This window comes from Frigidibacter sp. RF13 (assembly GCF_026626305.1).
Taxonomy (GTDB): Bacteria; Pseudomonadota; Alphaproteobacteria; order Rhodobacterales; family Rhodobacteraceae; genus TMP-24.
This window is the reverse complement of sequence record NZ_JAPNUE010000003.1, coordinates 110225-132856: the sequence shown is the minus strand read 5'-3', so window position 1 is coordinate 132856 and position 22632 is coordinate 110225. Positions and strand designations below refer to the sequence as shown.

Annotated in this window: 25 protein-coding genes; 17 read left to right on the top strand and 8 right to left on the bottom strand. The window is 65.5% G+C overall.

Annotation, left to right across the window (positions count from 1 at the left end; translation table 11 throughout):
- Window positions 1–9: 9 nt before the first annotated feature.
- Together gor and rpiA are read right to left on the bottom strand one after the other, a co-directional pair.
- Window positions 10–1368 carry a glutathione-disulfide reductase gene (gene gor / locus OU426_RS08705; protein ID WP_267633550.1) on the bottom strand — a complete coding sequence of 453 codons (1359 nt, stop codon included), beginning with the start codon at window positions 1366–1368 and terminating at the stop codon, window positions 10–12.
- Window positions 1369–1401: 33 nt separating this feature from the next.
- Window positions 1402–2190, bottom strand: coding sequence for a ribose-5-phosphate isomerase RpiA (rpiA, locus tag OU426_RS08700; RefSeq protein WP_267633549.1), 789 nt, complete (start codon window positions 2188–2190; stop codon window positions 1402–1404).
- Between the two features lie 152 nt (window positions 2191–2342).
- Between rpiA and OU426_RS08695 the strand changes: the two genes are divergently transcribed.
- Window positions 2343–3023: a glutathione S-transferase family protein gene (locus OU426_RS08695; RefSeq protein WP_267633548.1), complete on the top strand. Its 681-nt coding sequence runs from the start codon at window positions 2343–2345 to the stop codon at window positions 3021–3023.
- 17 nt (window positions 3024–3040) lie between these two features.
- Here the strand turns inward: OU426_RS08695 and OU426_RS08690 are convergent, their stop codons facing one another.
- Complete coding sequence (locus OU426_RS08690) at window positions 3041–3370, bottom strand: EF-hand domain-containing protein (protein WP_267633813.1); 330 nt, start codon at window positions 3368–3370, stop codon at window positions 3041–3043.
- Between OU426_RS08690 and OU426_RS08685 the strand changes: the two genes are divergently transcribed.
- From OU426_RS08685 to OU426_RS08675, 3 genes are all read left to right on the top strand, one after another.
- Window positions 3296–3814 carry a divalent metal cation transporter gene (locus OU426_RS08685; RefSeq protein ID WP_267633794.1) on the top strand — a complete coding sequence of 173 codons (519 nt, stop codon included), beginning with the start codon at window positions 3296–3298 and terminating at the stop codon, window positions 3812–3814. The genes OU426_RS08690 and OU426_RS08685 overlap by 75 nt on opposite strands.
- 105 nt (window positions 3815–3919) lie before the next feature.
- Entirely contained in the window at window positions 3920–4582 is a 663-nt protein-coding gene (locus tag OU426_RS08680) for a glutathione S-transferase family protein (RefSeq protein WP_267633547.1), read from the top strand.
- 7 nt (window positions 4583–4589) lie between these two features.
- Window positions 4590–5963 (top strand): L-serine ammonia-lyase, encoded by a 1374-nt coding sequence (locus tag OU426_RS08675; protein ID WP_267633546.1) that lies wholly within the window; start codon window positions 4590–4592, stop codon window positions 5961–5963.
- Between the two features lie 178 nt (window positions 5964–6141).
- Here the strand turns inward: OU426_RS08675 and OU426_RS08670 are convergent, their stop codons facing one another.
- Together OU426_RS08670 and OU426_RS08665 are read right to left on the bottom strand one after the other, a co-directional pair.
- Entirely contained in the window at window positions 6142–6969 is an 828-nt protein-coding gene (locus tag OU426_RS08670) for a DMT family transporter (RefSeq protein ID WP_267633545.1), read from the bottom strand.
- The gene (locus OU426_RS08665; RefSeq protein WP_267633544.1) at window positions 6966–7403 is read right to left on the bottom strand and encodes a hypothetical protein; all 438 of its coding nucleotides are present in this window, start codon (window positions 7401–7403) and stop codon (window positions 6966–6968) included. The genes OU426_RS08670 and OU426_RS08665 overlap by 4 nt, the downstream gene beginning before the upstream one ends.
- Before the next feature lie 84 nt (window positions 7404–7487).
- Here OU426_RS08665 and OU426_RS08660 point away from each other — a divergent pair, with 84 nt between their 5' ends.
- From OU426_RS08660 to OU426_RS08650, 3 genes are all read left to right on the top strand, one after another.
- A complete protein-coding gene (locus tag OU426_RS08660) occupies window positions 7488–8162 on the top strand; it encodes a helix-turn-helix transcriptional regulator (protein WP_267633543.1) in 675 nt (224 codons plus the stop codon).
- A 63-nt stretch (window positions 8163–8225) separates the two neighbouring features.
- On the top strand, window positions 8226–8609 hold the full coding sequence (locus OU426_RS08655; RefSeq protein WP_267633542.1) for a hypothetical protein: 384 nt from the start codon (window positions 8226–8228) through the stop codon (window positions 8607–8609).
- A 40-nt stretch (window positions 8610–8649) separates the two neighbouring features.
- Window positions 8650–9579: a DMT family transporter gene (locus OU426_RS08650; RefSeq protein WP_267633541.1), complete on the top strand. Its 930-nt coding sequence runs from the start codon at window positions 8650–8652 to the stop codon at window positions 9577–9579.
- Here OU426_RS08650 and OU426_RS08645 read toward each other — a convergent pair.
- Window positions 9545–10219: a thiamine diphosphokinase gene (locus tag OU426_RS08645; RefSeq protein ID WP_267633540.1), complete on the bottom strand. Its 675-nt coding sequence runs from the start codon at window positions 10217–10219 to the stop codon at window positions 9545–9547. The genes OU426_RS08650 and OU426_RS08645 overlap by 35 nt on opposite strands.
- Window positions 10220–10359: 140 nt before the next feature.
- Here OU426_RS08645 and OU426_RS08640 point away from each other — a divergent pair, with 140 nt between their 5' ends.
- Window positions 10360–12552 (top strand): hypothetical protein, encoded by a 2193-nt coding sequence (locus OU426_RS08640; protein WP_267633539.1) that lies wholly within the window; start codon window positions 10360–10362, stop codon window positions 12550–12552.
- 46 nt (window positions 12553–12598) lie between these two features.
- Here the strand turns inward: OU426_RS08640 and OU426_RS08635 are convergent, their stop codons facing one another.
- Both OU426_RS08635 and OU426_RS08630 read right to left on the bottom strand, forming a co-directional pair.
- The gene (locus tag OU426_RS08635) at window positions 12599–12820 is read right to left on the bottom strand and encodes a DUF2842 domain-containing protein (RefSeq protein ID WP_267633538.1); all 222 of its coding nucleotides are present in this window, start codon (window positions 12818–12820) and stop codon (window positions 12599–12601) included.
- 95 nt (window positions 12821–12915) lie between these two features.
- Window positions 12916–14208, bottom strand: a complete 1293-nt coding sequence (locus tag OU426_RS08630) for an adenylosuccinate synthase (protein ID WP_267633537.1) — start codon at window positions 14206–14208, stop codon at window positions 12916–12918.
- Window positions 14209–14319: 111 nt separating this feature from the next.
- On the opposite strand from OU426_RS08630, the gene OU426_RS08625 reads away from it, so the two are divergent.
- The 9 genes from OU426_RS08625 to OU426_RS08585 all read left to right on the top strand — a co-directional run bounded on the left by OU426_RS08625 (window position 14320) and on the right by OU426_RS08585 (window position 22423).
- Window positions 14320–14715, top strand: coding sequence for a DUF6524 family protein (locus OU426_RS08625; protein WP_267633536.1), 396 nt, complete (start codon window positions 14320–14322; stop codon window positions 14713–14715).
- A 1-nt stretch (window position 14716) separates the two neighbouring features.
- Window positions 14717–15100, top strand: a complete 384-nt coding sequence (locus tag OU426_RS08620; protein WP_267633535.1) for a VOC family protein — start codon at window positions 14717–14719, stop codon at window positions 15098–15100.
- A 148-nt stretch (window positions 15101–15248) separates the two neighbouring features.
- The gene (locus tag OU426_RS08615; protein WP_267633534.1) at window positions 15249–17513 is read left to right on the top strand and encodes a calcium-binding protein; all 2265 of its coding nucleotides are present in this window, start codon (window positions 15249–15251) and stop codon (window positions 17511–17513) included.
- Between the two features lie 158 nt (window positions 17514–17671).
- A complete protein-coding gene (locus OU426_RS08610; protein WP_267633533.1) occupies window positions 17672–18235 on the top strand; it encodes a TetR/AcrR family transcriptional regulator in 564 nt (187 codons plus the stop codon).
- Window positions 18232–18561 carry a TfoX/Sxy family protein gene (locus tag OU426_RS08605; RefSeq protein ID WP_267633532.1) on the top strand — a complete coding sequence of 110 codons (330 nt, stop codon included), beginning with the start codon at window positions 18232–18234 and terminating at the stop codon, window positions 18559–18561. The genes OU426_RS08610 and OU426_RS08605 overlap by 4 nt, the downstream gene beginning before the upstream one ends.
- 38 nt (window positions 18562–18599) lie before the next feature.
- Window positions 18600–19307 (top strand): type 1 glutamine amidotransferase domain-containing protein, encoded by a 708-nt coding sequence (locus OU426_RS08600; protein ID WP_267633531.1) that lies wholly within the window; start codon window positions 18600–18602, stop codon window positions 19305–19307.
- Window positions 19308–19420: 113 nt separating this feature from the next.
- Window positions 19421–19777, top strand: a complete 357-nt coding sequence (gene secG, locus OU426_RS08595; protein ID WP_267633530.1) for a preprotein translocase subunit SecG — start codon at window positions 19421–19423, stop codon at window positions 19775–19777.
- A 162-nt stretch (window positions 19778–19939) separates the two neighbouring features.
- Window positions 19940–21583: a CTP synthase gene (pyrG, locus tag OU426_RS08590; protein ID WP_267633529.1), complete on the top strand. Its 1644-nt coding sequence runs from the start codon at window positions 19940–19942 to the stop codon at window positions 21581–21583.
- Between the two features lie 48 nt (window positions 21584–21631).
- Window positions 21632–22423 carry a DUF3800 domain-containing protein gene (locus OU426_RS08585; protein ID WP_267633528.1) on the top strand — a complete coding sequence of 264 codons (792 nt, stop codon included), beginning with the start codon at window positions 21632–21634 and terminating at the stop codon, window positions 22421–22423.
- The last annotated feature ends 209 nt before the right edge of the window (window positions 22424–22632 follow it).

Below are 22632 nucleotides of genomic sequence, written 5' to 3'. Positions count from 1 at the left end.
AAGCCCGCGTCAGGCGGTGCGAACCGGTTTGCGCAAGGTTACCAGCTCTTCCGCCATCACCGGATGGACCGCGACCGTGCGGTCGAAATCCTCTTTCGTCGCGCCCATCTTGATGGCGATGGCGGCAAGCTGGATCATCTCGCCCGCCCCCGGTGCCACGATATGGCAGCCCAGAACCCTACGCGTCGTCGCACAGACGATCAGCTTCATCATCACCCGGTCGGGCCGTCCGGCAAAGGCCGTCTGCATCGGCCGAAAGGCCGTTGTGTAGACCTCGATCGGGCCCCTGTCACGCGCCTCTTCCTCGGTCATCCCGATGGTGCCGAGTTCCGGCTGGGTGAAGACCGCGCTTGCCACCAGCTCGTGATCTGCCTTGGTAGGTTTCGCGCCGAAGATCGTGTCGGCGAACGCATGGCCCTCGCGGATCGCGACCGGCGTCAGATTGATCCGGTCGGTCACATCGCCCACTGCGAAGATCGAAGGGACGGCGGTCTGCGACCAGTCGTCGACGACCACCTCGCCCTTGCGGCCGAGCTTCACCCCCAGAGCTTCCAGTCCCAACCCTTCTGTGTTCGGGCTGCGCCCAGTGGCATAGACCACCTTTTCATAGACCGCCTCGCGCCCGTCGGTCGAAGCGACCCAGGTGCCGCCCTCCACGGGCTTCATCTCGATCACATCAGTGCCGACATGCAGGTTCACCCCCTGCGCGCGCATCTCTTCCGCGACATGGCCACGCGCCTCGCCGTCGAAACCACGCAGAATCTGCTCGCCCCGGTAGAATTGCGTGACCTCGACGCCAAGCCCATTCAGGATGCAGGCGAACTCGCAGGCGATGAAGCCGCCGCCGACGATCAGCACGGACTTCGGCAGGGCGTCGAGCTTGAAGATATCGTTCGAGGTCAGCGCCCCCGCCTCGGCCGCCGCCTGCGGCATTGCAGGCCGTCCGCCCGTGGCAATCAGGATATGTTTCGCCGTCACCTTCCGCCCGTCGGCCAGCGCCACCGTGTGCGCATCCGACACCGTCGCCCGCATGTCGAACGTGGTGACGCCCGCGTTCTTCAGCCCCGACCGGTAGGCGGCCTCCAGCCGGTCGAGTTCGGCATCGAGCTTGCCCCGGAAGGCTTGCCAGTCGAAGGCACCTGCCTCGGCCGCCCAGCCGTAAGAGCGCGCATCCTCGATGGCCGTCTTGTAGGAGGAGGCGAAGACCATCAGCTTCTTCGGCACGCAGCCCCGGATCACGCAGGTGCCGCCCATGCGGTATTCCTCGGCCAAGGCGACCTTCGCGCCATGTTCGCCCGCCGCGATCCGCGCCGCGCGCACCCCGCCCGAGCCGCCACCGATGACGAAAAGATCATAGTCGAAGGCCATCATGCCCGCCTTTCTGCCGGCTGTCCGCCGGTCTCAGCCGACGATGTCGGCGAATGGATTGTCTTCGCGCGGCCTCACGTCACGCATCAACTCCGCCAGCCCCGGCTCCGCCTCGATCAGCTCCGCCCGGCCATCGGTGTGGCCGATGACCACGAGGTCGGACATATTGATGAAAAGCCCGTTTTCAACAACGCCGGGGATCTGGTTGAGACCGCGCGACAGCACAGAAGCGTCAGAAATTGTGCCCATATGCAGATCAAGGATCGCATTGCCCTCATCGCTGACGAATGGCCGCTCGCCCGCCATGCGCCGGGTAATCCTGGTGTCGCCGTAGCCGAGATCGGTCAAGGCCGCGCCGATATGACGAATGGTCGAGGCCAGACCGAAATGCAGCGCCTCGACCGGCAGCGGGAAAGCGCCCAGCCTTGCGACCCGCTTGCCCGGATCGGTGATCACGATCATCCGGTCGGACGCCGCCGCCACCACCTTTTCCTGCAGATGCGCCCCGCCACCGCCCTTGATCAGCGTGAGGTCGGGGTCGAACTCGTCCGCCCCGTCGATGGTGATATCGAGCCAGCCCGCCTGATCCAGCGTCACCACCCGGATCCCCTCGGCCCGCGCCAGATCAGCGGTCCGCGACGAGGTCGGCACGCCCACGACCCGCAGGCCTTCCTCGCGCACGCGCTGCCCGAGCCGCTTCACCATGAAGGCCGCCGTCGACCCGGTGCCAAGCCCCAGCCGCATTCCGTCCTGCACGAAGGCAACGGCGGCATCGGCGGCGGCTTTCTTGGCCAGATCGCTCGGCGATAGATCCATCGGCATGTCACGCTCCTTCCGGGTTGGCCGGGGTTATAGGCAATGGCGTCCGGCCGTGCCATCGGAAATCACCGTCGCTCCGGCCCGCCACGCGCCGCTTTCGGGCAGGCACGGGTGGACAGCGGCCCCTAGGCTCCGCGAAATGAAGGAGAGCCGTCATGTATGTCCTGCATTATGCGCCCGACCTGTCCTCGCTGATCGTGCGGCTGGCGCTCGAGGAGATGGGCCTCGACTACCGCGATATCCTGGTGGATTTCGACGGCGGCGAACATCACGGCGCGGCCTACCGGGCGATCAACCCGACGGGCCTCATCCCGGTTCTGGAAACGCCCGCAGGCCCGATCTTCGAAACCGGCGCGATCCTGCTATGGCTGTCCGAAACCCATGGCCAGCTCGCCCCGCCCCCCGGCGACCCCGACCGCGCGGGCTTCCTGAAATGGCTCTTCTTCGCAGCCAACACATTGCACGCCGACTTGCGCGCCCGCGCCTATGCGACCCGCTATTCCGGCGCGGCCCAACCGGGCGACGCGACCGAACAGGCCTTCGTCCGCGCGGTCGAAACCCGAATGCTCAGCCATCTCGACCTGCTGGAGGCATTGGCCGCGCAGGGCTGGCGCTGGTTCTCCCCCGACCGCCCCTCACTCCTCCCCCTCTACGTGGCCTGCATCCTGCGCTGGCTGCGCTATTTCCCCGGCGAGCGGCCGGATTGGTTCCGCCTCGTGCACTACCCGGCTCTGACCGGGCTTTTGTCAGCGCTCGAAAGGCGCCCGGCGGTTTTGCGCGCCGCCAGGAAAGAAGGGCTCGGCGCTACGATCTTCACCGACCCGGTCTTTGGCTGAAGCGCGACGCCCATGCCCTAAAGCTCTGCCCTGACCAGGTCCTTGTCGAGCGTCTGGATCGCCAGCATCGCGCCGGTAAACTCCTCAAGCGTCAGAAACCCGTCCTGGTCGAGGTCGAGAAGCATCAGCGCCTGCAGGAACTGTTCGTTGGCGACCGACATCCGGTCGGCGGCGCGGAAAAGAAGATAGATCCGCCGCTCGCGTTCATCCACCATCTCGTCGCCCGTCAGTTCCACCGCCCGGAACATGAGGTCGAGCCGCCCGCGCCTACCCTGCGCCGACAGCGCCATCAGCCGGTCCATCTCGTCGCGCGTCACCGTGCCATCGGCATCGAGATCGGCCTTCACAAGCGGTGCAAGTGCCCGCGCCCGATCCTCGGCCAGTCGGTGGCACCCGCGCTCTTTGCCGTCGCCCTTCTGGCCTGCGGGCTCAATTCCACCGTCACTGCGACGCTCGCCGGACAGGCGGTGATGGAAGGCTTCCTGCGCATCCGCCTTCAGCCCTGGCTCCGGCGCCTCGTCACCCGGGGCATCGCCATCCTGCCCGCCGCCGGGGTGACGCTGATCTATGGTTCAGACGGAATGGGGGAACTTCTGATCCTCACCCAGGTCGTTCTGTCGCTGCAACTGCCCTTCGCCGTCGTGCCCCTCGTCCTCTTCACCGCCGTCCGGCGCAAGATGGGCGCGCTGACCGCCCAGTCCCTTATGGTCGCGACCGCCGCACTCGTCGCCTTCGTCATCGTCGCCCTCAATCTCAAGCTCCTGTGGGATTTCTCCCAAGGCGCACTTTGACCCTGCCCGTTGCCGCACCCTGACGCGCGCCGCGCCGCTTTGGTCGAAATCCGACTGTTCCTCGCCGCCAATTCCGGGCAGAGAGAGCCGCAGGGAGGCGCGCCCATGTACAGACTGCATTTCACTCCAGATGCCGCATCGCTGGCCGTCCGGCTTGCACTCGAAGAACTTGGCCAGCCCTATGAGGCGCGGCTGATCGACCGGGCGGGGGGAGAACTGCAAAGCGAGAGCTACCGCGCGCTGCATCCGCTCGGACTGATCCCGGTTCTCGAAACCCCAGACGGGCCGATGTTCGAAACCGCGGCGATCCTTCTCTACCTCGCCGACAGGCACGGTGGCATCGCCCCCGCGCCCGCCGACCCCGACCGCGCGCAATTCCTGAAATGGCTCTTCTTCATCGCCCACAATATCCACCCGACGCTCCTGCAGCTCTTCTACCCCGACCGCACGGCCGGGCCGGACTGCGCCGCCCGGGTCCTTGACCATGCGGCAGCCCGGATGCGCGCGTTCCTCACGATCTTCGACCGGATGATGGCGGAAGAGCGGCCTTCATGGTTCGCCCCCGACCGCCCGTCGATGATGGCCTACTATCTCGGCCTCCTCATGCGCTGGCTCGCCGCGCCCGGCCCCAGCCATGACTTCCGCTTTCCGCCCGCCGATTACCCCGCGATCCGCGCGGTTCTTCTGGCGCATGAGGCCCGCCCCGCCGCCCTGAGGGCGGCCGAGGCCGAGGATCTCGGCCCCACCATCTTCACCGATCCTGCCTGAGGTCCCGATGTTTCTCTCCGTCTTCGACATGTTCAAGGTGGGCGTTGGCCCCTCCTCCTCGCACACGATGGGGCCGATGGTCGCCGGTGGAAGGTTCCTCGACCTCCTGCGCGCCTCGCCCTTCCATGCCCATGGCCTCCGCGCCTCGCTTCACGGCTCGCTCGCCTTCACCGGCAAGGGCCATGCGACCGACCGCGCGACGATCCTCGGCCTCGCAGGCTTCCTGCCCGACAGCTACGATCATGCGGCGGCCGAGGCGGCGCTCACTGCCATCGCCGCCACCGGCACGGTGACCCCGCCCGGCCTGCCGAGCCTTAGCTTCGCGCCGGAGACGGACCTGATCTTCGATTACAAACATCCCCTTCCCGGCCATGCCAACGGCATGGTGCTGATGGCGACCGACGCACAGGGCGACGTGATCCTGCAGGAGACCTATTATTCCATCGGCGGCGGTTTCGTGGTGACCGAGGCCGAACAGCAGGCAGGCGCGGCGGCAAAGCCCCGCGCCGACTGCCCCTTCCCGTTCGAGACGGCGGCCGAAATGCTCGCCATGGCCCGCGCCTCGGGCAAAACCATCGCCGAGATGAAACGCGCCAACGAGCTTTGCTTCCGCTCCGCCACCGATATCGACGCAGGCATGGCGCGGCTCTGGCAGGTGATGGATGATTGCATCGACCGCGGGCTGGCGGGCGAGGGCATCCTGCCCGGCGGACTGAAGGTCCGCCGCCGCGCGAAAGCGATCCACGAGGCGCTGAAGGCCGAACATGGGCTGAACCTGACCGCGCCCCATACGATCAACGATTGGATGTCGACCTATGCGATGGCGGTGAACGAGGAGAATGCCGCCGGCGGCCAGGTAGTGACGGCGCCGACGAACGGCGCGGCCGGCGTTCTGCCCGCGGTCATCCGTTACTGGCTCGACCATGTGCCGGGGGCAAGCCGCGCGAAGGTGGGCGATTTCCTCCTGACCGCCGCGGCGATCGGCGGGCTTTGCAAGCATAATGCCTCGATCAGCGGGGCGGAATGCGGCTGTCAGGCCGAAGTGGGGTCTGCCGCCGCCATGGCCGCCGCAGGCCTCTGCGCGGTGATGGGCGGCACGCCCGAACAGGTGGAAAATGCCGCCGAGATCGCGCTTGAACATCATCTCGGCATGACCTGCGATCCGGTGAGGGGCCTTGTTCAGGTGCCCTGCATCGAACGGAACGGGCTCGGCGCGATCAAGGCGGTTTCGGCCGCGTCGCTCGCGCTCCGCGGCGACGGCCAGCATCTCGTGCCGCTCGACGCCGCGATCGAGACCATGCGCCAGACCGGCAAGGACATGCACGAGAAATACAAGGAAACCTCGCTCGGCGGCCTCGCCGTCAACGTCCCGAACTGCTGAAGGCCCGGGCGGGGGCCAGCCCCCGCACCCCCGGAGTATTTGACGACAGAACGTGAGGGAAAATAGTCTCCACGTTCTGTCACGAAATACTCCCGCCGGAGGCGGCCGAGTGCCCCGGACCCCGGTCCGGGGCGCGAGAGATGGCTTGACCCGCGCCTTGGCGCGGGTCTCCGCCGGATCAGCGGCCGAGATCGCGCCAGCCCTGCCGGACAACCGCGAAAAGCACAACCGACCCGCCAATCCAGGTCAGGACGGGCGGCCATTCGCCCAACAAGACCGCCGCAAGTCCAATTGCAATCGGCACGTCGGCCCCGCCAAGAAAGGCCACTTCTGCCGGCGGTATGCGCCGCGCGCCCTCGGTCAGAAGGATGGTCGCAAGCGCGAAGGAAAGACCGAAGGCCGCAAGCAACATCCCGTCCCGCACCGAGACGGAAAGCGGATCGCCAAAGGCCAGCCCTGCAAACCCGAGCGGCAGGGCGGCGGCGGCCATCGCGCGCAGGACCGGCACACCCTCGCCCCGCCGGATCAGGATCATGGTCATGGCCATCAGCACCGTCATCGCCAAGGCCATCAGATCGCCCGCCACCCGGCCCTGCCCGAGCCCGCCGCCCACCACCAGAAGCACGCCGCCAAGCGAGAGGAGTGCGGCCCGCATCACCTCCCGCCTCGGCCGTTCCCCGCGCGCGAGCCAGTCGAGCCCGGCGGCCACAAAAGGCGCCAATGTATAGATCAGCGCGACATTGGCGACATGGGTGGCGCGAAAGGCGCCGAGGAAGGCCGCGCTTGCCAGCGCCGACACCAGTGCGATCCGCCAGCCGGGCAAACCCATCCGCGCCCGCCCCTCGCGCCAGAGCGCATAGATCAGGATGATCCCGCCGCCCACCGCGCCGCGCCAGGCCAGCACCGTCCAGACATCGGCCGCGATCGCGCGCGTGTAGATACCGGCGAGAGCGAACGGCAGCGTCGAGGCCAGGACCAGCAGGACCCCCGCCTGATGCCGCGTCATGGCTGACGCTTCCAGTCGCCGGTCGTGTTCCACCAGCGATGCGGATTGGCACTCTGATCCAGCCCTTTCGACCGTGCCGTCAACAGGGTCGTGATGCGGATCACCGGCTCCTGATAGCAATGCACCTGAAAGATGGCTTCGGCGATCCGGCCTGCCACTTCGGCGCCCTGCACCGTCTCGAAACTGACCGACACGACCCCGGGCCTTTGCCGCACCGCCTCTTCCACCCCGGCCACCGCGCCCTCGCGCGGGCGGTAGCGCTCGGTCCCCGGCGCACTGACGAAAGCGTTGCTGTCGTAGGCGGGCGACATGGCGAGCGGATCGATTGCGGTCACCGCCTCGAGGATCCGTCCCACATCGGCCTCCGGTGCTTGCACCTCGAAAAGATGCGCCTCGACCATGCGCAGCGACTGGGTTTCGAATGGGGTGTTCATCGTGGCTCCTCCCTTGTGTCGCACCCCATTTGCCGCGATCCTGCTGCCATCTAGCTGGCAGCAGAGGCGGAGGAGGATGGCGAAATGAAACCGATCCGCATGCTCGATCTCATCGCGCTCCTGCGTGGGCGCCGCCGCCCCTTGACAGCGGCAGAGATCGCGGAACGTCTCGGCGCCTCGCGCCGCACGGTCTACCGCGACATCGCGGGCCTGCAGGCCATGGGCGTGCCGATCGACGGGGCGGCGGGCGTCGGCTATATCCTGCGCCCCGGTTTCGACCTGCCACCCCTGAATTTCACCGCCGAAGAGGTCGAGGCGATCGTCGTGGCCCTCGCCCTCCTGCCCCGCACCGGCGACCGGGGGCTGGTGGCAGCGGCCGAAGGCGTGGCCGCCAAGATCGCCGCCTCCGTACCCCGACAGGCATCGGCAACGCTCGCCGCCTCGGGCTGGCACGGTCTGCCGGAGGCGGGCACCGACCCAGCGCTTCTGCGCCGCGCCATCCGCGACGAACGGCGGATCGCCTTTCACTACCGGAATGCCGAAGGAGAGGAGAGCGATCGCTCCGCCCTGCCCCTCGCCCTCGTCTATTACATCGATTCCACTGTCCTCGCCGCCTTCTGCGAACTCAGGCAGGATTTCCGCCATTTCCGCCTCGACCGCATGAGCGACTGCCACTTTCCGGGCGGCGGCTTCAGGGGGCGCGGCCGGGCGCTCCGCGCCGACTGGTCGGCCCGGACCGGTGCGCCCGCGCCCGCGTGACGCGCCGAGGCGCGCGGGTATTCCAGACTTTGCCCCGCCTCCTGCAGCGCCTATCCAGACCGAATGAACCGCATCCTTCCCACCCTCCTGTTACCGCTTCTCGCCGCCTGCGACGATGTCGGACCCATCGCCACGAAAGGTGCCACACGCCTTGCGTGGGAAGCCGGGGCAAAAGGGCCGGGCTGGGCCGCGACGATTGACAATCCGCTGGCCAGCCTGACGGTGGACGGCAGGGCCGAAAGCGGCCCAATTACCTACAAGGACGGCCGGAACGGCCGGACATTCCACGGCCAGTTCGGCGGCGAGCCCTATACGCTCCTCCTCAGCGCCGGGCCTTGCGCGCTCGGCCCCGAAGGCTCGCCCAAGACCTACGAATTCCATGCGCGCCTCACGCTTGGCGAGCGGGTTCTCGACGGCTGCGCCAGTCGTGGCTGGCTCATGCGCTGAGGGCATGGACTTCCGCCCCGCCAGGGGCTAGCGAGACCATATGAATACCAATGACCGCCCGCTGCTGGGCGTCGTGCTGATGCTCGGCTTCTGCACGATCGCGCCCTTGATCGACGTGGCCTCGAAACTCGCTGGACAAGCGGTTTCGGTGGGTTCGATCACCTTCGGGCGCTTCCTCGTGCAGGCGGTTCTGATGGCGCCGATCCTCATCGCGATGGGCCTGTCCGTGCGCCTCTCGGGCCGGGCGCTGCACCTGACCATCGCGCGCGCCTTCGTCTCGGTCATCTCCACCTGGTGCTTCGTCGCGGCGCTGCGGTCGATGCCGCTCGCCGACGCGCTCGCCATCGTATTCCTGGAGCCGTTCATCATCCTCCTGATCGGCCGCTTCGTGATGGGCGAGCAGGTCGGCCCCCGCCGCATCGGCGCGGCGATCGTGGGCTTCGTCGGATCGCTTCTGGTGATCCAGCCCGCCTTCGCCGCCTTCGGCCTTGTCGCGCTCCTGCCGCTCGGTACCGCAGTCAGCTTCGCGCTTTACATCCTGATCACCCGGGCCCTGTCGGCCCATGTCCATCCGGTCGCGATGCAGGTCCAGACGGCGTTCATCGCGGGCCTTCTTTGCCTGCCCTTCTCTGGGCTCGCGGCGCTTGTGGGGGACGCGACGCTCAGCCTTTCGATGCCGTCGGGCATCTTCTGGCTCTGGTGCTTTTGCGTCGGCCTCGCCGCCACCATCAGCCATATGTCGATGACCTACGCGCTGAAATTCGCGCCCTCGGCCACGCTTGCGCCCCTGCACTATCTGGAAATCGTGCCCGCAGCCCTCTTCGGCTACCTCGTCTTCGGCGATTTTCCGAACGCCATCACCTGGGCGGGTATCGGCGTGATCGTCGCCTCGGGCCTCTACATCATCCACCGCGAGCGGATCGCCGCCCGCAGCCTCAGCGCAAGCCGTGCGCTGACAGAAGCCCCGTGATGGCCTGCTCCAGCTGATCGGCTGGCAGCACCACCAGCATTCCAGTACGCGCGAAGGCCAGATCGACCGGCCCTGTTGCCTCGTTCGAGGTGCCGATCCTGCCATCCGGCGCCAGCGTCAGCCCGTCGATCGGCCAGCGCAGGCCGCTCGACCGCCCCTCGATCGCCGCCATCGGGAAAAGCGACAACCGTGTGCCCTCGGCAAGGTCGAGGGCAATGCGCGGCGGGGCGGCAAAGATCAGGTCGGTCTCATCCAGTATGATGCAAGGCCTGCCCGCATGGCGCACCATCGCGCTCATCACCGACAGGCTATGATCGACCCGGGCTCCGGTGAAACCAAGCCCGAGAATCAGCGGCGCCCGGACCCTGAGCAGGCACTTCTCGAAATCGGTCGTCTCCTGCTCGGCGATCCGCATCTGGCGTTCGGCGGGAATCGCGGCCAGCGTCGCTTCAGTGACGGAATCGAAGTCCCCGATCACGAAATCGGGACTAAGCCCTTCAGAAACCGCCATATTCGCGCCACCATCGGCCGCTATCAGCATGGGAGCCCGCTTCAGGATTGATCGAAGCAGGGCGGGATTTGTTAGGCCCCCGCCCAAAAAAGTCACTGGTTCTTGGAATTCAACAGTTCTGTCTGGCATGATGAGTTTATTAGCGATTGTGGCAACGGCGGGTACGGGCGGTCCGAAAGAATCCTTTAATTTACCTATATCTGTTCATGCTCGCGAACCAGTTCTGAGGTTCGATGCAGAGGAACGCCGTGATGGAAGGCAGACATAGAATGGTCGAGCCAAGCAAGATTCTCACAGTTTCCTACGGGACCTTTTCCTGCACGCTGGAAGGGTTTGACGAGCCCTTCGTGATGATGAAGGCGGTCGCCGAATACTTCCGCGACCTCGCCGCAGAGGACCGGTATTTCGGCGCCGAGCCGCCGGTGCCGGACACTGCGATGCTGCAAAAGATCGCCGAGCGCGAGATCCATCGCCGGGTCGAGGCGAAGCTTGGCGAACATGGCGTGACGCTGCGCCAGTCCGATCCGGTGGCGAAGCCTGCCCCGGCCGCCGAACCGGCGCCGGTCACCGCAGTTGCACCCGTATCCGCGCCCGTATCCGCTCCCGCCCCGGCTGCCGCGCCCGTCGCCGCGCAGTTCGATGAGGTGGCCGAAGAGGTCGATGACCTCGCTCCACGTACCGATGAGATGGACGAACCCGCACCGGTCGAAGCAGACCTGTCGGAAGCGGAACCGCCGGTCGAGGTCGAGCCCGTCGCGGCGCTGATGCCCGACGAGGCGCTGGAAGACATGCCGGAACCCGCCCTGGAGGCGACGGTCGAGGCCGAACCTGCCGTTGATGCGCCGGTCGAGGATAGGTCGGCCGCCGAAATGACCGAGGTCTTCGCCGCAGACGACGTGGCCGCCGACGAGGTCGCCGACGAAGACACAGCCGCGATCGAGGAAGACGCGATGTCGCTCGACGCGGCTATCGAAGAGAGTGCCGAAGAAGAGGCAGAAGCGCCGGTCGCCGCAGCCTCGCTACCGGCGGCCCCCCCCCTGCCTGCCGCGCCCGAGCCGGTGCTTGAGGCGCCCGCTCCCGATTCGATCGCTGCCAAGCTCATGCGCATCCGCGCCGTGGTCGAAGGCGTTCGCGCCGCGCAGAGCGTCGACCTCGGCGACGATGATGATACCGATACCGATATGATGGCCGCCGCCGAACCGGAGATGGCGGAAGATTTCGGCTTCAGCCTCGACCCGAGCGACGACAAGCCCGAACTCGTGGCGGCCGAGGCCGCGCGCGCGGCCGAACGCGCCGAACTGCCGGCAGACGAAACTCTCGAAGAGGCGCCGGAACCGGTCCGCGCCGAAAGGATGGCCGAAGCGCCTGCGCACTATCTCGAGGATGACGAAAGCGACCTGCCGCCGCTGACCGAGGATGACGCGCTTCTGTCACGCCTGACGGCGCTGCGCGAAGAAACGCAGATCACGCCAGAGGCCGCGCCCGCAAAGGCGCCGCAGCCCGCGCCGCAAAGCGCGGCTCCCTGGGCGCCGCCGCCGGGCTTCGACGAGGATGAGGATATGGTCGAGGCGCCCGCTGCCGAGATCGCACCCGAGCCGGAGCACACGAGCTTCTTCCAGCGCGCCCGCGCCCGCGTGATCCGCATTGGCCGCCGGATCGGCCACCCCGACGAAGCGGAAGAGCATCCCGCGCCCGCCGCACGTCAGGACGATGACGACCTGTACAGCCCGGCCGACGCGGACGAGGCGCATGACGTCGAACGTCTGATGGAAGAGGCGCGCCAAAAACTCGAAGGCGCCGAAAGCCGCCGCAAGTTCACCTCGATCTCGCATCTGAAGGCGGCCGTGGCGGCAACCATTGCCGACCGCAAGATGAACGATGGCGAAACCAAAGCCGCCGTCGACGAGGAAGAGGCCGACCTCGGCCGCTATCGCGACGACCTGTCGCGCGCCGTCCGGCCCCACCGCCCGACCACGATGCAGCCGACGACAGCGCGTCCGGCCCCGGTGGCACCGCTGGTCCTCGTCTCCGAACAGCGCGTCGACCGCCCCTCCGAGGGCGGGCGCGAAACCAGCATCCGACCGCGCCGCATCGCCTCGGACGGCGAGACGGGCTTTGACGACGAAGATTATGAGTTCGACACGGACGAGGAAATCTCGCCCGACAGTGTCAGCAGCTTCACCGAATTCGCCGAGAAACTTGGCGCCCACGATCTGACCGAACTTCTCGAAGCCGCGGCCGTCTACACCGCCTCGGTCGAGGGCCGGCCTTATTTCTCGCGCCCCCATATCCTCAGGAAGGTCGAATTCGCCTCCTCGCGCAGCGATTTCAACCGCGAGGACGGGCTGCGGTCGTTCGGGATGCTGCTGCGCGAAGGCAAGATCATGAAGATCAGCCGCGGCCAGTTCGCCGTGGCGGAAGCCTCGAAATACATGATCGAGACGCGCCGCGCCGCGAACTGATTCATGGATTTCCGGCTAAAGGGGGCGCCCGCAAGGGCGCCTCTTTTCAGTCTTCGGGATCGGCCTGACCAATCCCACGGAAGAGCGGCTTCAGCGGCAGCGCCCAGGCGAAGGCCAGCACCGCGTACAGCGGCACTTCAGCCCATATCGGCAGGCGACCGAAGCTCTGGTCAAGCCAATTCACCAGGCTGACCGCGAGAACCACATAGATGGGCAGACCGACGAGCAAAGCGAGAAGGGCAAGCCGTTTGCGGGTGCGATGGGTCATGGCGGGGCCTCCTGAGACGGGGCCGCTCCTCCCTCCTTCCAGTCGGTCCTCGCTGGGCCAGCGAAGCGCGACGGACCGGAGCGATGAGCGGTCGGTCAATCCGCGAACGGATCGGTGACGAGGATCGTGTCGTCGCGCTCGGGGCTTGTGGACAGCATCGCCACCGGGCAGCCGATCAGTTCCTCGACCCGGCGCACATATTTGATCGCCGCACCCGGCAAATCGGCCCAGCTGCGCGCGCCCTCGGTCGATTCCTTCCAGCCCTCGATCTCTTCATAGATCGGCTTGCAGCGCGCCTGCTGATCGGCGGCCGTCGGCAGGTAATCCAGCACCGTTCCGTCCAGATCATACCCCGTGCAGATGCGGATCGTCTCGAACCCGTCCAGCACGTCAAGCTTGGTCAGCGCGATGCCGTTGATCCCGGAAATCGCGCAGGTCTGGCGCACCAGAACCGCGTCGAACCAGCCGCAGCGGCGCTTGCGCCCCGTGACGGTACCGAACTCGCGGCCCCGCGTGCCCAGCCGCTCGCCATCCGCGTCAAACAGCTCGGTCGGGAACGGACCTTCACCCACGCGCGTCGTATAGGCCTTCACAATCCCCAGGACGAAGTCGATGGCATTGGGGCCAAGCCCCACGCCGGTCGCCGCCTGCCCGGCGATGACGTTCGACGAGGTCACGAACGGATAGGTGCCGAAGTCGATGTCCAGAAGCGAGCCCTGCGCGCCTTCAAAGAGGATGCGCTTCCCCGATTTCCGCGCCTCGTTCATCACCTTCCAGACCGGCGCAGCATAGGGCAGGATCTGCGGCGCGATGGCCCGCAGGTCGGCCAGCAGCGCCTCGCGGTCGATGGGGCCAAGGCCGAGACCCGCCCGCAAGGCGTTATGGTGCACCAGCGCCCGGTCGACGCGCAGTTCCAGCGTTGCGTCATCGGCCAGATCGGCAACCCGGATCACCCGGCGGCCGACCTTATCTTCATAAGCTGGGCCGATGCCACGGCCGGTGGTGCCGATCTTCGCCACGGAATTCTGGCTTTCCCGCGCCCGGTCCAACTCGCCATGGAATGGCAGGATCAGGGGCGTATTTTCGGCCACCATCAGCACATCGGGGCTGATCTCCACCCCCAGCTCGCGGATCGCGGCGATTTCCTTCACCAGATGCCAGGGGTCCAAGACCACGCCGTTGCCGATGACCGAAAGCTTGCCGCCCCGCACCACGCCAGAGGGCAGCGCGTTCAGCTTGTAGACCTTGCCGTCGATGACCAGAGTATGACCGGCATTATGCCCGCCCTGAAAGCGGGCGATCACATCGGCACGTTCGCTCAGCCAGTCGACGATCTTGCCCTTGCCCTCGTCGCCCCACTGGGCGCCCACAACGACGACGTTTGCCATGAACCCGGTCCTTGCCTTTCCGTCAAACCCTGCGTCCTATAGCGATGCCGGACCGGCAGCGAAACCGGAAAATCGCGCCCGCCCCGGCCGGTCGAAGAGAAGGAGGCAAAGATGGGCATCATCCTGCGCTGGCTCGGGGCCTTCGTGCTTCTGTCGGCCACGTTCAACCCGACCGACATCAACTATGTCCGCTGGGCCGAGGCGAATTACGCGGGCCAGTTCCCGCTTGTCCTTTTTCTCGGGCTTCTGCTTGCCGTCGGTTACATGATTTACGTGGTGGCGACGCTCCGCTCGATCGGCGCCTTCGGCATTGTGCTGATCGCGGCGATCTTCGGTTCGGCCCTTTGGGTGCTGATCGACTGGGGGGTGCTGACCTTGCAGAATCAAAGCCTGAACATGTGGCTCGCCATCCTCGCCCTGTCCCTCATCCTCGGCGCGGGCCTTTCGTGGAGCATTCTGCGCCAGCGCCTGTCAGGCCAGGCCAGCGTCGACGAGATCGAGGGCTGAGATGTTCCTGTACCTGACGCTTGGCACCAACGACCTCGCCCGCGCCCGTCGCTTCTACGACGCGGTCATGCCGACGCTCGGCCTGATCCGCCGCGCCGACGAACCGACCGAAGTCGGCTACGGCGCGGCAGGTGACAGCCGAACACGGCTCTGGATCACCGAACCCTTTGACGGCCGGCCCGCGACCGTCGGCAACGGAACCATGCCCGCGTTCGAGGCCGAAAGCCGTGCCGCCGTCGATGCCTTCCACAAGGCGGCACTCGCCAACGGCGGCAGCGACGAGGGCGCGCCCGGCCTCAGACCCTATGGCGCCAGCTTCTACGCGGCTTACGTCCGCGACCCCGACGGCAACAAGCTCTCGGCGGTGTGCGAGCGGAGTGAGTAAGCCGCCCAACCTGGCCGTTGCCGGAACCCGCACAATCCCGCGCCATCGCAAAATTGTTCGCGCGCCGCGCCATTTTCTCGCCACATTCTGTTAACGCTTCGCGTAGGATGCGACACTGTCCCGATCCTTCTTGCGCCCGGAGTAGCGAATGTCCGTCCCCACCTACGGTTCCGAGTTCATCGTCAACACCACGATCACCGGTTTCAATCAGACCGAAAGTTCGGTGACCGCACTGACGAACGGATATTTCATCGTCACCTTCACCGATGACAGCGCCGCAAGTCTCGACACGTCGTCAAAGGGGGTCTACGGGCAAATTCTCGACGCAACCGGAGCTGCCGTCGGGGCCGCTTTCCTAGTCAACGACACCACCGCAAACGAGCAGCAGGATGCACATGTCATCGCTTTGAGCGGCGGTCGATTCGCGGTCGTTTGGGTCGACGGCAGCCAGATCGCGGGCGCGAACGCCTATGATATCCGCGCCAAGATCTTCAACGCCGACGGCAGCGTGGCTGTGGCGGAGATGGTGGTCGATGCCAGCCCGACCGGGCTCCAGCTCGCGCCCGCGATCGCCGAACTGTCGGACGGCAGCTTCGTCGTCACATGGACGGACGGTGATCTGACGCTCGGCGATGCTAGCAATCAGGCAATCCACGGCCAGCACTTCACCAGCGCGGGCGCACCAAGCGGCTCTGAGTTCCTCGTTAACACCACCGTCTCGCTTGATCAGGCCGAAAGCTCGGTGACCGGCCTTGCGAATGGTGGCTTCGTCGTCACCTGGACAGACAACAGCCAGACCGGCGGCGACACAAATTCCGGCGCGATCCGCGGCAAGGTCTTCACCACCAACAGCAGCACTACCGGGACCGAATTCCTGATCAATACGACGACCGCCGGCAACCAGCGCGAAAGCGCCGTCACGGCACTGGAAGGCGGTGGTTTCGTGGTGACCTGGACCGATGGCAGCGCGACCGGCGCCGACACCGACGGCTCGGCCATCCGCGGGCGGGTCTTCGATTCGTCCGGCAACGCACTCGCCAATGACTTCGTCATCAACGCGACAACAACCTCCGGCCAGGAACACAGCGCTATCGCCGCCCTGCCCGACGGGCGCTTTGTGGTGGTCTGGGCAGACAACAGCCAGTCGAGCGACGACAGCGATCAGCGCGCGATCCGCGCCCAGGTCTTCAACGCTAACGGCAGCGTTTCCGTGGCCGAATTCCTTGTCAACGCAACCACCGTCGGCGACCAGTTCGACCCGCAGGTCTCCGTCCTTGCCGACGGCCGCTTCGTCGTCACCTGGACCGACACGAGCGCTACGGGCGCAGACACAAGCGGCGCCGCGATCCGTAGCCAGATATTCGACCCCCGCACCGCGCCGGTGACCTACACCGCGCCCGCGACCGGGATCGACTATGTAGGAACCACGTTCGACGATTCGCTGACCGGCGACATCGGCGCCGACAGCCTGCACGGCAACGCCGGCGCCGACACGCTTTACGGCGATATCGGCTATGATGTCCTGTCTGGTGATGATGGTGCCGACCTGCTGATCGGTGGCAGGGGATTTGACACGCTTTATGGCGGCGCGGACAATGACCTGCTGGCGGGCTGGGCGGGGGATGACCGTCTCGACGGCGGCACGGGCGACGACAGCATGTTCGGCGCCAAGGGTAATGACGTCTATGTGGTCGACAGTCTGGGCGACCGGGTCTACGAGACCCAGACCGACAGCGACGCGACCGATCTCGGCGGCTATGACCGGGTGGAAAGCTCGGTCAGCTTTGCGCTCGCCGCCTATACCGGGGTGAGTTTCGTCGAGGATCTGACCCTGACCGGCACGGCCGATATCGACGGAACCGGCAACAGGCTCGCCAACCTCATGTACGGGAATTCCGGCAACAATGTCCTGTCCGGCTGGGCAGGCAACGATACGATCCGCGGCGAGGCGGGGGCCGACCTGATGAATGGCAATGTCGGCGACGATCTTCTGCAGGGCGGCGACGGAAACGACACGATCCGCGGCGGCAAGGACAATGACACGCTGCGCGGCGATGACGGCAATGACGTGCTTTACGGCGATCTCGGCCAAGATCTCTTCGTCTTCAAGACCGCGCTGAATGACGTCACCAACGTCGATACGCTCGGCGATTTCTCGGTCGCGGACGATACGATCGCGCTCGACAATGACATCATGACCGGGCTCGGGCTGACGACCGGGGCGATGTCGGCAGCGCTGTTCGCGGCCAACACCTCGGGCGACGCCACGACGGCAGGACAGCGGGTGATCTACGACATCGACGACGGCAAGCTCTATTACGACGCCGACGGCAGTGGCGCGGGGGCAAAGATGCTTTTCGCCAATCTCTCCACCGGCCTCGCCCTCACGGCTGCCGATTTCATCATCGTCTAAGGCCAGTGCAGGCAGCTCGGCTGCCTGCACATTTCCTTCCGCGGGCTGATCCTACCGGCACAGCAAGGGCCAACTGAATTTCATGTTCTCCGGTCTGAGCAGGGTTGACTTGATTTTAGAATCATCATTATATAATGATTGCTCTAAATAAGGATGCCATGCCCCGCACGCGCGAATTCGATGAAGAGAAAGTCCTGACCGCCGCCATGCATGCCTTCCGCAAGCGCGGTTATGCTGGCAACTCGATCAAGGATCTGAGCGCCGCGACCGGGCTTACGACCGGCAGCATCTACAACAGCTACGGCGACAAGGACGGTCTCTTCGCGGCAGCACTCGAACATTACAACCGCACCGTCCTCGCCCGCAGGATTGCCGCCTACGCTGCTACCGGGCGCGGCATCGACGGGCTGAAGACCCTGTTCCTGACCCTGCTGCAAGAACCCGACGGCGGGTCCTACGGGTGCCTGATCACCAACACCGCCGTGGAGTTCGGCGGCGGCGCACCCGTACCCGGCCCCACCGTGGCCGGGCTCGCGACGCTGCGCGACCTCTTCGCCGACCGGCTGGGCGCGGCCGGTCTGCCGGGACCGGCTGTCGAGGCCGGTGCGATGCGGCTTCTGGCGCTTTATCAGGGCGTGCTCGTCCTGATCCGGGCGGGTGAGGACAAGGAAAGTCTTGCCCGGATGATCGAGGCTGAATTCGACGGACTCGCCCGGCAATGAAGACCGCCAACCTATCCAGGGCCCGCGCGGCAGAACTGGCCGAACAGCTCCTGCCGCTCGGGCCTGTGTCGACCAGCCGGTTCTTCGCCGGGGCGGCGCTGCGGCTCTTTGGCGTGCAGTTCGGTTTTGTCATGAAGGGCGCTCTCTACCTGCATCGTGGCTGCGCGCCACCCGACATGACCCTGCCGCCCTTCAGCTACCGCGCCGGGAACCACGACGCGATCGTCGAGCGATATCTCGCGGTGCCGGAGGCCGTTCAGGACTATACCGACAGCCTGACACTCTGGGCGCGCCGCGCCCATCAGGTTGCGGTCGCGGAGCATTAGCCCACACCAGTTAACCCCGACCAACCAAGGAGAAGACTATGTCCAACGACCGTGCCCGCGCGGCGCGCGTGCTGATCATTGCCACGTCGCATGCGGATCTGGGCCAGACCGGACACAAGACCGGCCTCTGGCTCGAAGAGCTGGCCGCCCCCTACCAGCAATTCCGGCAGGCCGGATTTGAGGTCGCGCTGGCCTCGCCCGCGGGCGGGGCTGTGCCGCTCGACCCAAACAGCCTCACTGCCGATTTCCTCACCGCCGAGGCCCGGGCCTTCCGCGACGACCCGGTGGCGATCCTCGCCTTGGAAAATACGACACCACTGGCGACGATCCCGAACGCCGACAGCTATGATGCGCTTTTCTTCGCAGGCGGCCACGGCACGATGTGGGATTTCTTCCCCGATGAGCATATCGCGCGGCTTATCGCCTCGGCCCGGCAGGCGGGAAAACCGGTCGCCGCCGTCTGCCATGGTGTCGCGGCTCTGCTGAACATTGCTAGCGGGCCCGACGGCCGTGCGTTGGAAGGCCTGGCGCTGACCGGCTTCAGCAATGCCGAAGAGTTGGCCGTGGGGCTCGACAAGGTAGTGCCGCACCTTCTGGAAGACAGCCTGCGGGCAGCGGGCGCGGCGTTCACTGCCGGGCCGGCATTCGCACCACATGTGGTCGAGGCCGACAGCCTGCTGACCGGTCAGAACCCCGCCTCTTCCGCGCAACTCGCAACCGCCCTGATCCGCGCTTTGCGCGCCTAGACGCTCGCCGTTGCCACAGAACATCGGTTTCAGGCGCCAGACGGCGCCTGAAACGCCTTGCACCCCTGCCGCTCTGCGCCTAGATAAGCGCGTCAGCCACCAGACCGGGTCCCATGGAAAACGTCATCCTCACCGTTCACCTGATCCTCGCGCTTCTCCTCATCGGGGTCGTGCTTCTGCAGCGGAACGAGGGCGGCGCGCTTCTGTCGGGCGGCGGCGCCATGACCGCGCGCGGCGCGGCCAACGCGCTGACCAAGCTGACCTGGATCCTCGCGGCAGGCTTCATCGCCACCTCGATCACGCTCACCGTCCTCGCCGCACGCAATGCCGCCGGATCGTCGGTGATCGAAACCGCCCCCGCCGCGGCTCCGGCCAGCGAGGCACCGACCGACGCCCCGGCACTGCCGGAAGGCGATCTCCTGCCGCCGCCGGTTGAACCCGCGCCTGCAGGCACCGCGCCGTCGAACTAGATCAGACCACTATTCTTGGGAGGGCGGCGAAAATCGCCCTCAAAATCTTGCGGTCCGGTTGCGGGTCCGGGCCGAATCGGATATATCTTGACTCCCGTGATGCTGCGCGCCGGAAGGCTTGCGGTCAGAGAAAAACATTTCCTCACGGGGGCAGTAGCAGACATGGCGCGCTATATCTTCATCACCGGCGGTGTGGTCTCTTCGCTTGGCAAGGGGCTGGCATCGGCGGCGCTTGGCGCGCTTTTGCAGGCCCGTGGCTATTCGGTCAGGCTCCGCAAGCTCGATCCTTACCTGAACGTCGACCCCGGCACGATGTCGCCCTTTGAGCATGGCGAGGTCTTCGTGACCGACGACGGCGCCGAAACCGACCTCGACCTCGGCCATTATGAACGTTTCACCGGCGTCCATGCCCGCAAGACCGATTCCATCTCCTCCGGCCGGATCTATTCCAACGTGCTGGAGAAGGAGCGCCGCGGCGACTACCTTGGCAAAACCATCCAGGTCATTCCCCACGTCACCAATGAAATCAAGGACTTCCTTCGCATCGGCGAGGAAGAGGTCGATTTCATGCTGTGCGAGATCGGCGGCACCGTGGGCGACATCGAGGGCCTGCCCTTCTTCGAGGCGATCCGCCAGTTCATCCACGAACGCCCGCGCGGCCAGTCGATCCTGATGCACCTGACGCTCCTCCCCTATCTCGCGGCGAGCGGTGAACTCAAAACCAAGCCCACCCAGCATTCGGTCAAGGAACTGCAATCCATCGGCCTTGCGCCCGACGTGCTGGTCTGCCGGTCCGAACATCCGATCCCCGACCGCGAACGCGAAAAGATCGCGCTCTTCTGCAACGTGCGGAAAGAGGCGGTGATCCCCGCCTATGACCTGTCCACCATCTACGAGGCCCCCCTCGCCTATCACCGCGCGGGCCTTGACCAGGCGGTCTTGGACGCGTTCGGCATCTCGCCCGCGCCAAAACCGAACCTCGACCGCTGGACCGACGTGATGGACCGTCTGACCCATGCCGAGGGCGAGGTGCGCGTGGCCATCGTCGGCAAGTACACGCAGCTCGAAGACGCCTACAAATCCATCGCCGAGGCGCTGACCCATGGCGGCATGGCCAACCGCGTGCGGGTGAAGGCCGAATGGATCGACGCGGAGATTTTCGAACGCGAAGACCCCGCACCGTGGCTCGAGGCCTTCCACGCCATCCTCGTCCCCGGCGGCTTCGGCGAGCGGGGGACGGAAGGCAAGATCAAGGCCGCGCAATTCGCCCGCGAAAAGGGCGTGCCCTACCTCGGCATCTGTCTCGGCATGCAGATGGCGGTGATCGAGGCCGCCCGCAACATGGCCGGCGTCACCCGCGCGGGATCCGAGGAATTCGACCATGAAAAGGGCGAGAAGCGGTTCGAGCCGGTCGTCTATCACCTGAAGGAATGGGTGCAGGGCAACCACACCGTCAGCCGCAAGGCGGACGACGACAAGGGCGGCACCATGCGGCTTGGCGCCTATACGGCGATGCTGGCGGCGGACTCAAAGGTGGCCGAGGTCTATGGCGACACCACGATCGAGGAACGCCACCGCCACCGCTACGAGGTCGACATCAAATACCGCGACCGGCTGGAGAAATGCGGCCTGATCTTCTCCGGCATGTCGCCCGACGGGCGTCTCCCGGAGATCGTCGAATGGAAGGACCACCCCTGGTTCATCGGCGTCCAGTTCCACCCGGAACTGAAGTCCAAACCCTTCGCGCCCCATCCCTTGTTTGCGGATTTCGTGCGGGCGGCGAAGGAGGTGGAGCGGTTGGTGTGAAGTTTCTACGGGCCTAGACAAGTGTAATTTAGGGCTTAGTTTTGGCTTATGTCCCATTCCTATATTGTCTATATTGACGAATCCGGCGACGACGGTCTCGCAAAGTTTCGGAACCCCGGGGCGAGCGGCGGCGCCTCTCACTGGCTTGTAATTGGCGCATGTATCGTACGGGCCAGCCGAGACCTTGAACTTGTTACTTTGCGCGACTCGATCAAGTCTGAGTGCGCCCCGCAAAAACAGGGGCGTTCAATTCACTTCAAAGATTTCAACCACAATCAGAAGAGGCGAGCTGCGCAGATCATTTCTGGCAAGCCAGTTAGGTTCGCTGTCGTAGCAGGCCTAAAGACCGCGCCGGAGGCTTCCGTTTTTGCCGCGAAAAACCAACTATACTTTTATCTAACAAGGTATCTGATAGAACGTGTTTCTTGGCTCTGCCGCGATCTCCGCCCCTTGGTCCGAGAAGGCGATGGTCGTGCAAAGATAATTTTTTCTCGTCGCGGCGGATTGAGCTACGATGGATTTAAGGAGTATCTGCGGCGGCTGAGGGATAGCCCCGAAACGAGTGTTCACTGGCCGACGATCGACATTGAAGCCGTTGAGGCTCAAGATCACTCAAGGAAGGCAGGGCTTCAGATTGCTGATTGTGGCGTAAGCGCTGTTGCCGCTGCGCTTGAGAAGGACGTTTATGGGAATGTTGAGGGAACCTACATTCGGGAGTTGGCAGGTAATATTTACAACAGAAATGGTAACTACCTCAGTTACGGGCTGAAGCTCTTGCCAAATATCGAAAAGGCCCACTTGGACCCTGCACAAACTGAAATCTTGCTTCGCTTCAGGTGAGTGGTCGGCAGCCCCCCGGGCCATGATTGCGTCACCGCCTGCGACCTATCGGCCACTCTGGCTTTGTCCGGCGCATGGCTGCCGACTACCAACCTAAGGGCTATTTCTAAAGAATTCAACCATCAGATACGCTCTCTAATTCGCAAGCACCGCCCCCTTCCGTCCGCAACTGGTTTGTTTGACTCCACATCCTACCCACAACTGCATCA

Excerpts from the sequence above, each read along its gene's own strand:
- OU426_RS08585 (WP_267633528.1), top strand. The coding sequence starts at position 21,632 with ATGTCCCATTCCTATATTGTCTATATTGACGAATCCGGCGACGACGGT.
- OU426_RS08680 (WP_267633547.1), top strand. The coding sequence starts at position 3,920 with ATGTACAGACTGCATTTCACTCCAGATGCCGCATCGCTGGCCGTCCGG.
- OU426_RS08655 (WP_267633542.1), top strand. The coding sequence starts at position 8,226 with ATGAACCGCATCCTTCCCACCCTCCTGTTACCGCTTCTCGCCGCCTGC.
- OU426_RS08615 (WP_267633534.1), top strand. The coding sequence starts at position 15,249 with ATGTCCGTCCCCACCTACGGTTCCGAGTTCATCGTCAACACCACGATC.
- OU426_RS08660 (WP_267633543.1), top strand. The coding sequence starts at position 7,488 with ATGAAACCGATCCGCATGCTCGATCTCATCGCGCTCCTGCGTGGGCGC.
- rpiA (WP_267633549.1), bottom strand. The coding sequence starts at position 2,190 with ATGCCGATGGATCTATCGCCGAGCGATCTGGCCAAGAAAGCCGCCGCC.
- OU426_RS08650 (WP_267633541.1), top strand. The coding sequence starts at position 8,650 with ATGAATACCAATGACCGCCCGCTGCTGGGCGTCGTGCTGATGCTCGGC.
- pyrG (WP_267633529.1), top strand. The coding sequence starts at position 19,940 with ATGGCGCGCTATATCTTCATCACCGGCGGTGTGGTCTCTTCGCTTGGC.
- OU426_RS08620 (WP_267633535.1), top strand. The coding sequence starts at position 14,717 with ATGTTCCTGTACCTGACGCTTGGCACCAACGACCTCGCCCGCGCCCGT.
- OU426_RS08630 (WP_267633537.1), bottom strand. The coding sequence starts at position 14,208 with ATGGCAAACGTCGTCGTTGTGGGCGCCCAGTGGGGCGACGAGGGCAAG.
- OU426_RS08645 (WP_267633540.1), bottom strand. The coding sequence starts at position 10,219 with ATGCCAGACAGAACTGTTGAATTCCAAGAACCAGTGACTTTTTTGGGC.
- OU426_RS08610 (WP_267633533.1), top strand. The coding sequence starts at position 17,672 with ATGCCCCGCACGCGCGAATTCGATGAAGAGAAAGTCCTGACCGCCGCC.
- OU426_RS08695 (WP_267633548.1), top strand. The coding sequence starts at position 2,343 with ATGTATGTCCTGCATTATGCGCCCGACCTGTCCTCGCTGATCGTGCGG.
- OU426_RS08665 (WP_267633544.1), bottom strand. The coding sequence starts at position 7,403 with ATGAACACCCCATTCGAAACCCAGTCGCTGCGCATGGTCGAGGCGCAT.
- OU426_RS08600 (WP_267633531.1), top strand. The coding sequence starts at position 18,600 with ATGTCCAACGACCGTGCCCGCGCGGCGCGCGTGCTGATCATTGCCACG.
- OU426_RS08675 (WP_267633546.1), top strand. The coding sequence starts at position 4,590 with ATGTTTCTCTCCGTCTTCGACATGTTCAAGGTGGGCGTTGGCCCCTCC.
- OU426_RS08635 (WP_267633538.1), bottom strand. The coding sequence starts at position 12,820 with ATGACCCATCGCACCCGCAAACGGCTTGCCCTTCTCGCTTTGCTCGTC.
- secG (WP_267633530.1), top strand. The coding sequence starts at position 19,421 with ATGGAAAACGTCATCCTCACCGTTCACCTGATCCTCGCGCTTCTCCTC.
- OU426_RS08640 (WP_267633539.1), top strand. The coding sequence starts at position 10,360 with ATGGTCGAGCCAAGCAAGATTCTCACAGTTTCCTACGGGACCTTTTCC.
- OU426_RS08670 (WP_267633545.1), bottom strand. The coding sequence starts at position 6,969 with ATGACGCGGCATCAGGCGGGGGTCCTGCTGGTCCTGGCCTCGACGCTG.
- OU426_RS08625 (WP_267633536.1), top strand. The coding sequence starts at position 14,320 with ATGGGCATCATCCTGCGCTGGCTCGGGGCCTTCGTGCTTCTGTCGGCC.
- OU426_RS08605 (WP_267633532.1), top strand. The coding sequence starts at position 18,232 with ATGAAGACCGCCAACCTATCCAGGGCCCGCGCGGCAGAACTGGCCGAA.
- gor (WP_267633550.1), bottom strand. The coding sequence starts at position 1,368 with ATGGCCTTCGACTATGATCTTTTCGTCATCGGTGGCGGCTCGGGCGGG.